The sequence below is a fragment of the Lysinibacillus sp. TE18511 genome (genome assembly GCF_054062295.1).
In genome coordinates this window covers 1-9,802 of the sequence record NZ_JBSSFD010000071.1, presented here as the reverse complement: position 1 = coordinate 9,802, position 9,802 = coordinate 1, and the positions used below count along the sequence as shown (strand labels likewise).

The 9,802-nt window shown below is 37.8% G+C and carries 8 protein-coding genes; 6 read left to right on the top strand and 2 right to left on the bottom strand.

Features of this window, described 5'->3' with window-relative positions; all coding sequences use genetic code 11:
- Positions 1 to 119 precede the first annotated feature (119 nt).
- Positions 120 to 356 carry a hypothetical protein gene (locus tag ACVWXS_RS25175; RefSeq protein WP_456960605.1) on the top strand — a complete coding sequence of 79 codons (237 nt, stop codon included), beginning with the start codon at positions 120 to 122 and terminating at the stop codon, positions 354 to 356.
- A gap of 223 nt (positions 357 to 579) precedes the next feature.
- Here ACVWXS_RS25175 and ACVWXS_RS25170 read toward each other — a convergent pair whose 3' ends face one another.
- Positions 580 to 1,653 carry a glycosyltransferase family 4 protein gene (locus tag ACVWXS_RS25170; protein ID WP_374963824.1) on the bottom strand — a complete coding sequence of 358 codons (1,074 nt, stop codon included), beginning with the start codon at positions 1,651 to 1,653 and terminating at the stop codon, positions 580 to 582.
- A 223-nt stretch (positions 1,654 to 1,876) separates the two neighbouring features.
- Between ACVWXS_RS25170 and secA2 the strand changes: the two genes are divergently transcribed.
- Together secA2 and ACVWXS_RS25160 are read left to right on the top strand one after the other, a co-directional pair.
- A complete protein-coding gene (gene secA2 / locus ACVWXS_RS25165) occupies positions 1,877 to 4,240 on the top strand; it encodes an accessory Sec system translocase SecA2 (RefSeq protein ID WP_456960604.1) in 2,364 nt (787 codons plus the stop codon).
- Positions 4,240 to 5,139, top strand: a complete 900-nt coding sequence (locus tag ACVWXS_RS25160) for an accessory Sec system S-layer assembly protein (protein WP_456960603.1) — start codon at positions 4,240 to 4,242, stop codon at positions 5,137 to 5,139. The genes secA2 and ACVWXS_RS25160 overlap by 1 nt, the downstream gene beginning before the upstream one ends.
- A 316-nt stretch (positions 5,140 to 5,455) precedes the next feature.
- Here the strand turns inward: ACVWXS_RS25160 and ACVWXS_RS25155 are convergent, their stop codons facing one another.
- Positions 5,456 to 6,349: a LysM peptidoglycan-binding domain-containing protein gene (locus tag ACVWXS_RS25155; RefSeq protein ID WP_456960602.1), complete on the bottom strand. Its 894-nt coding sequence runs from the start codon at positions 6,347 to 6,349 to the stop codon at positions 5,456 to 5,458.
- Between the two features lie 249 nt (positions 6,350 to 6,598).
- Between ACVWXS_RS25155 and brnQ the strand changes: the two genes are divergently transcribed.
- The 3 genes from brnQ to ACVWXS_RS25140 all read left to right on the top strand — a co-directional run bounded on the left by brnQ (position 6,599) and on the right by ACVWXS_RS25140 (position 9,728).
- The gene (brnQ, locus tag ACVWXS_RS25150) at positions 6,599 to 7,918 is read left to right on the top strand and encodes a branched-chain amino acid transport system II carrier protein (protein WP_374963828.1); all 1,320 of its coding nucleotides are present in this window, start codon (positions 6,599 to 6,601) and stop codon (positions 7,916 to 7,918) included.
- 88 nt (positions 7,919 to 8,006) lie between these two features.
- Positions 8,007 to 8,192, top strand: coding sequence for a hypothetical protein (locus tag ACVWXS_RS25145; RefSeq protein WP_456960601.1), 186 nt, complete (start codon positions 8,007 to 8,009; stop codon positions 8,190 to 8,192).
- 135 nt (positions 8,193 to 8,327) lie between these two features.
- Positions 8,328 to 9,728 (top strand): S41 family peptidase, encoded by a 1,401-nt coding sequence (locus ACVWXS_RS25140; RefSeq protein WP_456960600.1) that lies wholly within the window; start codon positions 8,328 to 8,330, stop codon positions 9,726 to 9,728.
- Positions 9,729 to 9,802 lie beyond the last annotated feature (74 nt).

The following is a 9,802-nucleotide window of genomic DNA, read 5'->3' as shown; positions in this document are numbered from 1 at the left end:
AACATGTGGTTTTTGTGCGAAAGCGAAGCGACAGCAACATGTGGTTTTTGTGCGAAAGCGAAGCGACAGCAACATGTGGTTTTTGTGCGAAAGCGAAGCGACAGCAACATGTGGTTTTTGTGCGAAAGCGTAGTGCAAACGTAGCGGCAGTGACATGGGGTTTTCTGTGCGAAAGCGTAGCGACAGCAACAACAAAAGCGGAGGAAACGGCTCGGCACTCGTTCACAGGAAAGCGAGTAGCATGGAATGGAAAACACCCTCATTTACCCGAGCAGCTTTCCTCCTTACCCAAGCTCTTCTCCACGCTATCTGAGCAGCTTTCTACCTTACCTGAGCATTTTTTTCGTGGACCCTAGCAACTTACTACTCTATCTGAGCAATTTCCTTGTGGATCCGACAAATTTCCATTCTACTTGAGCAGTTTTCTCGTAGACCCTAGAAATTTCCCTATCGACCTATACTGTTCTCCACTCTACCCAAGCTAAACTCACGTGGATCAAGATTTTCTTCACTCCAGTTCCCCATAAACTCCATAAAAAAAACAATCACACATTAAAAATGTATGATTGCTTTAACACTTTATTTATTAAATATCCGCACAAAATTTAATAGCGGCTTATAGTTTTTACCTGCGAGTCCGATGATTTCAACAAAAATTTCAATGGCAGTTAATATGACGGCTATGAGTAAAATCGCTCCCCATACTTTTGCCATAGAGAAAATAACGGCTGCCAATCCAAACATCATAGCAATCCCATAGATAAGGAGTACTGTTTGACGATGTGTGAAGCCCATATCCAGTAAACGGTGATGTAAGTGTGATTTATCTGGATCAGACCATTTTTTCTTCATGCGCACACGACGAACAATCGCAAAGAATGTATCAGAAATTGGTACACCTAGAATAATAATTGGGATAATTAATGAAACAAATGTTACATTTTTAAAACCAAGTAACGCAAGCACAGATATCATAAATCCGAGGAATAACGCCCCTGTATCCCCCATAAAGATTTTTGCTGGGTGGAAATTATAAAATAAGAAACCACTTGATGCTGCTGCTAAAATGGCTGCAATTGCTAAAACAAACATATTGCCCATATTAAATGCCATGACCGCTAATGTAATAAGAGCAATCGTTGAAACCCCGGCAGCTAGACCATCTAAACCATCAATTAAATTAATGGCATTTGTAATTCCAATAATCCAAAGAATTGTTAAAGGGATACTTAGTAATCCAAAATCTAATTCACCTATGAAAGGTAAGTTAACCTCGTCAATTTGAATGCCACCTACAAAAATAACGATAAGTGCAGCAGCAAGCTGACCTAGCATTTTCGCCTTTGCAGAAATTTCACGCATATCATCAATGACGCCTGTTGCTACAATAATACAGGCTCCTAGAATAATCGCCAATAAACTATATTCACTAGTATGCCACGGTAATACGCCTATTAAAAATGGATATAGCATAGCTATGCCTATTAAAAACGCAAGGAAAATCGCTAATCCGCCAAGTCTTGGCATAATTCGTGCATGTACTTTTCGATAGTTTGGTGCATCGACAGCACCTATTCTGAACGCTAATCGTTTAACTAGTGGAGTTAACAATATGGAAGCAATGAATGCTGCTATTAAAGACACGTAAAGCATGTCTCTCCTCCTCAAAAATAATCTACATTTAAATCCAAATTGATTATAGCACGAACGAGCGCCGAAATATACTTTTTCTATTTAATTTCCACCATTTCACAAATATTTTTCTTCTTTTTGAGAATGGTAGAATGCTGCATGTCAAATGTAGTCACCATTCGTAAAATTTGATAAAATAATGTAGTGTCTAGCATTTAGACAACTTTAAAGGAGCGTAAATTTCATGTTCTCAATTTTTAAACGCAACAATGAGCAAACAAGTGCTCGTCAATTAAAACGCTACTATAAAATAGTAGATCAGATTAATAATCTTGAAGAAAAATATGTCGACAAGTCAGATGAAGAATTAAAAGAAATGACTTTTATTTTCAAGGATCGTTTAGAACAAGGCGAACCAATTACATCAATCATCCCAGACGCATTTGCTGTTGTACGCGAAGCCTCAAAACGTGTATTAGGTATGCGTCATTTTGATGTACAACTTATCGGCGGTCTTGTTTTAACTGAAGGTAATATTGCAGAAATGCCTACAGGTGAAGGTAAAACGCTTGTCGCTTCCCTACCTTCTTATGTACGCGCATTAGAAGGTAAAGGTGTGCATGTCATTACGGTTAATGACTATTTAGCTAAGCGTGACTACGAACTTGTTGGTCAAATTCATCGTTTCCTTGGCTTAACAGTTGGTTTGAATATACCAATGATGGAACCAGACGCAAAAAAAGAGGCCTATAATGCTGATATAACATATGGTGTGGGTACTGAGTTCGGATTTGACTACTTACGTGACAACATGGCACATAGCATGGCTGATAAAGTACAGCGTCCTTATCACTTCGCCATTATCGATGAAGTCGATAGTGTACTTATTGATGAGGCAAAAACACCACTTATTATCGCTGGGAAAATGGCAGCGAATGATGAATTACATCGTATTGCTTCTATGCTAGCAAAACGTTTTAAAGAAGAAGAAGATTACGATTTTGATGATGAAACAAAAGCTACTTCTTTAACAGATAAAGGCATTGAAAAGGTTGAGGCTGCCTTTAATGTTGACAATCTATATGATCTTGAACACCAAACACTTTACCATTATGTTATCCAAGCTGTTCGTGCACATGTGATGTTCAAGCGTGATGTTGATTACATCGTTAAGGATGACAAAATCGAGCTTGTTGATATGTTCACAGGTCGTATTTTAGAAGGTCGTTCACTATCTGATGGTTTGCATCAAGCAATTGAAGCAAAAGAAGGCGTAACGATCACAGAAGAAAATAAAGCACAGGCACAAATTACGATTCAAAACTATTTCCGTATGTATCCGAAGCTTTCCGGGATGACGGGTACAGCGAAAACACAGGAAAAAGAAATTAAAGAAGTGTACGGCATGGAAGTTATTCAAATTCCAACAAACCGCCCACGTCAGCGTGTCGATCAGCCTGATCTTATTTTTAAAACACAAGAAGCTAAATATAAACATGTGGCTGCTGAAGCTAAAAGCCGTCATGAAAAAGGACAACCTGTCTTAATCGGTACTACATCGATACTGCAATCTGAAACAGTTGCTGAGCATTTGAAAAATGTAGGGTTAAAATTCCAATTACTGAATGCTAAAACAGTTGAACAAGAGGTTGAGCTGATTTCACAAGCAGGTCAAAAAGGTCGTATTACGGTAGCTACGAATATGGCTGGTCGTGGTACAGATATTGTGCTAGGTGAAGAAGTACACGAGCTTGGAGGCTTATATGTCATCGGTACCGAGAAACATGAAAGTCGCCGTGTAGATAATCAACTTCGCGGTCGTTCAGGTCGTCAAGGTGATATCGGTGAAAGCCGCTTCATTCTCTCTATTGAAGATGATATGTTCCGACGTTACGCAAAAGAAGATGTTGAAAAATTCTCAGCAAAAATGGTCGTTGACGACAATGACATTATTCAAAATAAAGACGTTCACGAGCTTATTAGCCGTACACAGCGTATCGTTGAAGGCTCTCAATACAGCATGCGTGAATATAACTTAAAATTGGACGATGTGATTAATGACCAACGTACAGTTATTTACGGTCTACGTGACAAAATTTTAGCTGGCGAAAATTTAATGGTTGAGCTGAAAAAAATGCTAAGTGAGACGGTTGATTTCGCTGTTCGCGATAATGCTCCAGAAGAACTTCCTTCAGTGGAATGGAATTATGATCAAATGGAAAGCTCCCTGAATTCTCTCTTTATTACTCCTGTCACAATTGACCGTGAAGTGGGTAAAGTGAAACAAATTTTAACTGATATTCAGCCTTCTGAACAAGAGCTGCTTGATCATATGGAGAAGTTCGCTGAGAATGAACAAGTAGTGGCAGTTATTCCACAAGTAATGCTTAGCTACATAGATAGTGGCTGGGTGAAACATTTAGAAGCCATGGCACACTTGAAAGAAGGAATTGGCTTACGACATTACCAGCAAGAAGATCCGATGCGAATTTACCAACGTGAAGGACTCGAATTGTTCGGAAAGAATTTCCAAGAATTACGTCGTTCTATTATTATAGAAATTACAGGCTTCATGAAAATGATTGAAGCACAAATGGAGGTACAATAATGGGCTTATTTTCATTCTTTAAAAAATCGGACAAGGTTGTTCAAGAAAACACAATTGACTCTAAAGACTTATTAATACATGCTACTACAAATAATAGCGATAATCGTGATGTTGTGACGAATCTATCATTCCATCCAGAGTGGGATGTTCCTCAGGAGCAAAAATACATTTTTAGTTTCCTTGCTAATGAGTTAGAACCATTAAAGCCAAATCAATTATCACTTTCTTCTATTAGTATTGAAGAAGATCCACGCTCTAAAAAATGGCAAGTACGTGCGTTTTTCCGCTCATCATTGTCTCAAGCAATCGAGCTAGGTGAAATTGAGCTTTACATTATGGATAAAAACGATGAGCTTGTAGCATCTAAAAAATTCGATTTTGCAGCACTTGGCACGATTCCAGCAGAAAGTGCTCGTCCATGGGTATTTGAATTTGAAAAATCAACAATCAAAGTCGATGAAGTACCAGAAGACTGCTGGAAAATTGCATTCAACCTTGTTTCCCTACGCGGTCACCAATTAGAATTAGATCCATCATGGGAAAAACAACTACCTGAAGCACAAAAAGAGGAGCTTGCAAAAATCGTCAAAACTTTACCTGAGTTAGGTGAAACAGAAGTAAACTTCACTGGCTTGCAAGCAAAACTTGCGGATAATGGTAGTTTAAATGTGTCTATCTTCATTCGTAACGGACATAATAAAGCTATTAATCTTGAACAATTACCACTAGAAATTATTGATGCAACAGGTAAACAAATTGCTAAAGGTTCATTTAAAATGGATCCTATCTTAACTGTACAACCAAACTCAACGAAGCCTTGGACATTTATCTTCCCTGCAGAGCTTGTTGATGCAAAAGATGCAGATCTTTCTCGTTGGACAGCACGCGTAACACAATAAAACGTTTAAAAACCCTTCATTCATAGAAATGAAGGGTTTTTTCTTTTGTTCATTTTCTTATGGAGCGGTGATCAACCCTTTATCAGCGATATTTGGTGGTTTATCAGCGATTCCGAGGCTTTTATCAGCGATGTTCGGTATTTTATCAGCGATTCCGAGGCTTTTATCAGCGATGTTCGCTGGTTTATCAGCGATTCTGACACCTTTATCAGCGATTCCACATTCTTATCAGCGATTTCCTCCTTTTTATCAGCGATTCCCCTCTCACTCCATAAAAAAAAACGATTTCTGCGTATATGCAAAAATCGCTTTCACTTTATTTGATCGCGTCGAATCGTTTATAACCTACAAATTTTTTAGACCAGTAGGAGTTTGTAACATCTGAAACTTCAACACCATCTGACCCTGAATGGATAAATTTATTATTACCAAGATAAATACCCATATGAGATATTCCATCTTTATACGTATTCTCAAAAAATACTAAATCCCCCGCTATTGGATTAGTAACTTGTGTTGTATTACCATAAAAATATCCTTCGCTGCTGTCTCTTCCAATCTTTAAACCACCTTGATTAAAGGCGTAGTAAATAAAGCCACTGCAGTCTAAGCCTTCAGGTGTATTACCACCGTAGACATACGGAGTTCCTATCAAAGTATTAGCTACATCTATTGTTTTCTTATAAATAGCTTGTCCATTAGCTAAGGGATCTTTAGACGTTTCTTTTGATGGTGTTCCTGCTCCTGAAGACTTATCACCCTCGGGTATTGTAGCTGTTGAAGATAATTTTAACACCTGGCCAACGTAGATAGCATCTGTCGTAAGTCCATTCCATTCTTTAATGTCCTTTAGTGTCACATTATATTGCTTAGCAATTTTTGATAATGTATCTCCTTTAACTACTGTATGGGAAGCAGTTGTTTGCTTCGGTGGTGTTGTTGGTGTTGTTGTGGATGGATTTGAAGGTTTCCCTGCTTCATTCGTAGATGTTTTTGAAACCTCAAGCTTTTGCGCTACATAAATCATATCATTCTTTAATTTGTTCCAGCTTTTTATGTCTTGAACTGTTACTTGATGATTTTGAGCGATTTTAGATAAAGTATCTCCTTTTTGCACGGTATATGTAGCTGCTTCTGCGGTAGGTAGAGCTAAAAATGAAGTAGCTATAGTACTTAAAGCAAGGATTCTCAATTTTTTTGATTTTTTCATATCAAATTGCCTCCGTTCATGCTAGAATATTCCCTTGTGAGTCTATCATACTAGATATTAAAGTAAACAGAAATCGGAAAAACTGACTATTTTTCAAACATTTTATCAATCTTATTGAATACTACAAAATCCGACGAATTACAAGAAGATATTCATTGCAAGATTAGTATTCATATGGTAACATACACTTCTGTATTTAAAATTTTTAGAAAGTTTCATCTTTTCAATCTTAAAGGAGTTTTTATTTTTATGAAAAACATTTTGCTTTTCATCAAAGAAAATTTAGCAGTAGGTTTATTATTATTTGCCTTATTTTTAGGTGCTGGAAATATTATCTTCCCTCCATTATTAGGCCAACAAGCTGGTGAGCATATTACGTTAGCAATGATTGGTTTCTTAATAACGGGTGTTGGTTTACCACTCTTAGCAATCGTTGCGGTTGCGAAAGCAGGTGGGGATTTACAACTGCTTGCTAATCGTGTCAGCCCTACTTTTGGTGTGATCTTTACGTCAATCGTTTATTTAGCGATTGGGCCATTTTTTGCAGTACCTCGTACAGGTTCGGTGTCCTATGAAATAGGGATTGCCCCATTTCTACCTGAGTCAGTAGCAGATCATTGGGCACCACTTTTTATAACATCTGTATTGTTTTTTGCCTTAATATTATACTTAGCTATTAACCCTACAAAGCTTGTCGATCGTGTAGGAAAAATTTTAACACCTGCTTTATTGATCGTTATTTTAATTCTAGCGGTTAAAAGCTTTATTTCTCCAATGGGTGAACCAGGGACAGCTGTAGGAGAATATACTGTATCTCCTCTGACTGAAGGCTTTGTTCAAGGCTATTTAACAATGGATGTTCTAAGTGCGCTTGTTTTTGGTATCGTTATTTTACAAGCATTGCGTGACATGGGGATGTCAGATACTAAAAAACAAATCAAAACGACGATTTTCGCCGGAATTGTTGCGGCTATTGGTCTATCATTTGTTTACATCTCGCTTGGCCAAATTGGTAACACTAGTATAGATGCAATTGGCGCTTCTGATAATGGCGGTGTTATTATTGCAAAATCCGCTAAAGTTCTATTTGGTAATTTTGGAAGTGTTATTTTATCTACTACTATTTTACTAGCGTGTATATCAACTGCTGTAGGATTATTAACTGCTAATGCTACGTATTTTAATAAGTTATTTCCAAAAATATCATACAAAACATTTTTAGTAACTTTCACAATTTTTAGTGCGGCTATTACGAACGTAGGTCTTTCTACAATCATTAGTGCATCACTACCTGTATTATTAATGATCTATCCGCTAGCAATGGTGCTAATGGTACTGTCGCTTGTCGATCATTTCTTTAAAGGTGGACAAATCGTTTACATTTTAGCTTTAATTCCAACATTCTGTGTTAGTCTATATGATGGTTTAAAGGAAATGAATATTAGAATTGCACCCTATGAGAACATTTTAAATGCTTTACCTTTATACGAACAAAGTCTAGGATGGCTTGTACCTGCGATTATCGGCGCACTTATCGGCTTTATCATTCATAAACTTATGAAAAGATAAGAGAGTTTTTTAATCTCATAGCCAAAAGTTCAGGATGACATTAGCGGAGGCTGGGCAATCAAGTCAAGGATGAGGCCCTGGAGCGCGAGTGAAGCGGTTCATCGTACGCCCTCAGGAAGCTCTGTGCGAAAGCGAAGCGACAGCAACAAATGTTTTCTGTGCGAAAGCGAAGCGACAGCAACAAATGTTTTCTGTGCGAAAGCAAAGCGTCAGCACCAAAGCTTCCAGTTGGAACGGGAATCACCCCTATGAGCCTTCTACATTTATTAAATAACTAGAATCTGCTTGCTTTTGCGACTGTTTTCGCAAAATGCTTGCAGATTCTTTTTTTCAGTAAATTCCCTCTATCTCTATTCGCGGTTATATGGAAATTCATGTATAATACAAGTAATTAGAAAAGAGGTGTCCTATGAAAAAATTAGTGTGGTCTTTCGTATTTATTCTAAGTTTCCTCATCTTTCCATTTGCAAACGCTTCTGCTGCAAGCAATGAACAACAGCTTGTAAAGGAGATCAAGGAAATTATTGAGGCAAAATATGTTGGGACGATCAATGGGAATTTACAAAACGCCAAAACAATCCCAGAAATTATTGATATGCTAGACCCTTATTCCACATATTTTACGAAACAGGAGTTTGAGGAATTTATCAATAGCATCAATCTATCAACAATTGGGATTGGTGTAGTCATCGAAGAGCATGAAGATGGCATTCATATTTTACGAGTATTTGAGAATAGCGGTGCAGCTAATGCCGGTATCGTGGCTGGAGACATTATTACTGCAATTAACGGGCAATCTGTTGTAGGAAGCGCCACACAAGAAGCCTCATCCCTCTTAATCGGTGATGAGGGTACTAAAGTAGAAGTGACACTCCAACATGTAAATGGTAAAACTTCTAATACAACCATTACACGAAAAAAATTCACATTACCAAATGTGGAATCTGAATTACTATTTGGGAATGTTGGCTATATTGCCATGTCATCCTTCTCAGAAGACGGTGCTAAGCTTGTAAAGGACGCGCTTGTTCAATTAAAACAGCGTGGTGCAACTTCCTTTATATTAGATTTACAAAACAATGGTGGTGGCTATGTGGCAACAGCTGAGGAAATGACAGGGCTATTCCCACAAGCAAAAATTGCTTATTTACTAGAAGAAGCACATGCCTCTTATAAAGTACGTGCAGCCCATCAAAACGAAAAATTTCCGGCTAATACACGTATTCTAGTAAATCGCTATAGTGCTAGCGCCTCTGAAATGTTAGCAGCATCATTACAAGATCAGCAATCTGCTATTTTATATGGGGAAACTACATATGGGAAAGGCGCTATGCAGGGCTTTTTTGAATTGCATGACGGTAGCTATTTAAAGCTTACAGTCGGTAAATTTACAGGTCCATCAGGGAAAACAATTAATGAAGTTGGGGTAAAACCAAACATCCAAACAAAGACTGCACCTATTTTCCAGGCCCATTACGATGCAATAAAAGAACAATATACACATTACAAAGAGCTAGCAAGCTTAAAAAATGTACCGTCTACTAAAACGTTTACAGTGAAATTATCTCAAGCACTCTCTTCGCAGATTGCTGAAGGTAGTGTACAACTCGTCGCTTTAGGCGGTAACGAGGTACCAATTACAACAAAAGTTGATGGTCGATCATTGCTTGTTACCCCATCAAAACCATTAAACAGCGGACAAGAGTATATGCTTCTTGTTCATCCATCTATTCAAAAAGAAACAGACAAAAAGCTTCAACAAGGCATTTATCTTCGTATTACAGTAAAGAAATCGAGTAGGAGGGAGTGATTAGCTCCCGACCTCTCACACCACCGTATGTACGGATCCGTATACGGCGGTTCAATTAAGATGAATAACGCAAA

Excerpts from the sequence above, each read along its gene's own strand:
- ACVWXS_RS25170 (WP_374963824.1), bottom strand. The coding sequence starts at position 1,653 with ATGCTTTACGTGTCTTTAATAGCAGCATTCATTGCTTCCATATTGTTA.
- secA2 (WP_456960604.1), top strand. The coding sequence starts at position 1,877 with ATGTTCTCAATTTTTAAACGCAACAATGAGCAAACAAGTGCTCGTCAA.
- ACVWXS_RS25160 (WP_456960603.1), top strand. The coding sequence starts at position 4,240 with ATGGGCTTATTTTCATTCTTTAAAAAATCGGACAAGGTTGTTCAAGAA.
- ACVWXS_RS25155 (WP_456960602.1), bottom strand. The coding sequence starts at position 6,349 with ATGAAAAAATCAAAAAAATTGAGAATCCTTGCTTTAAGTACTATAGCT.
- brnQ (WP_374963828.1), top strand. The coding sequence starts at position 6,599 with ATGAAAAACATTTTGCTTTTCATCAAAGAAAATTTAGCAGTAGGTTTA.
- ACVWXS_RS25140 (WP_456960600.1), top strand. The coding sequence starts at position 8,328 with ATGAAAAAATTAGTGTGGTCTTTCGTATTTATTCTAAGTTTCCTCATC.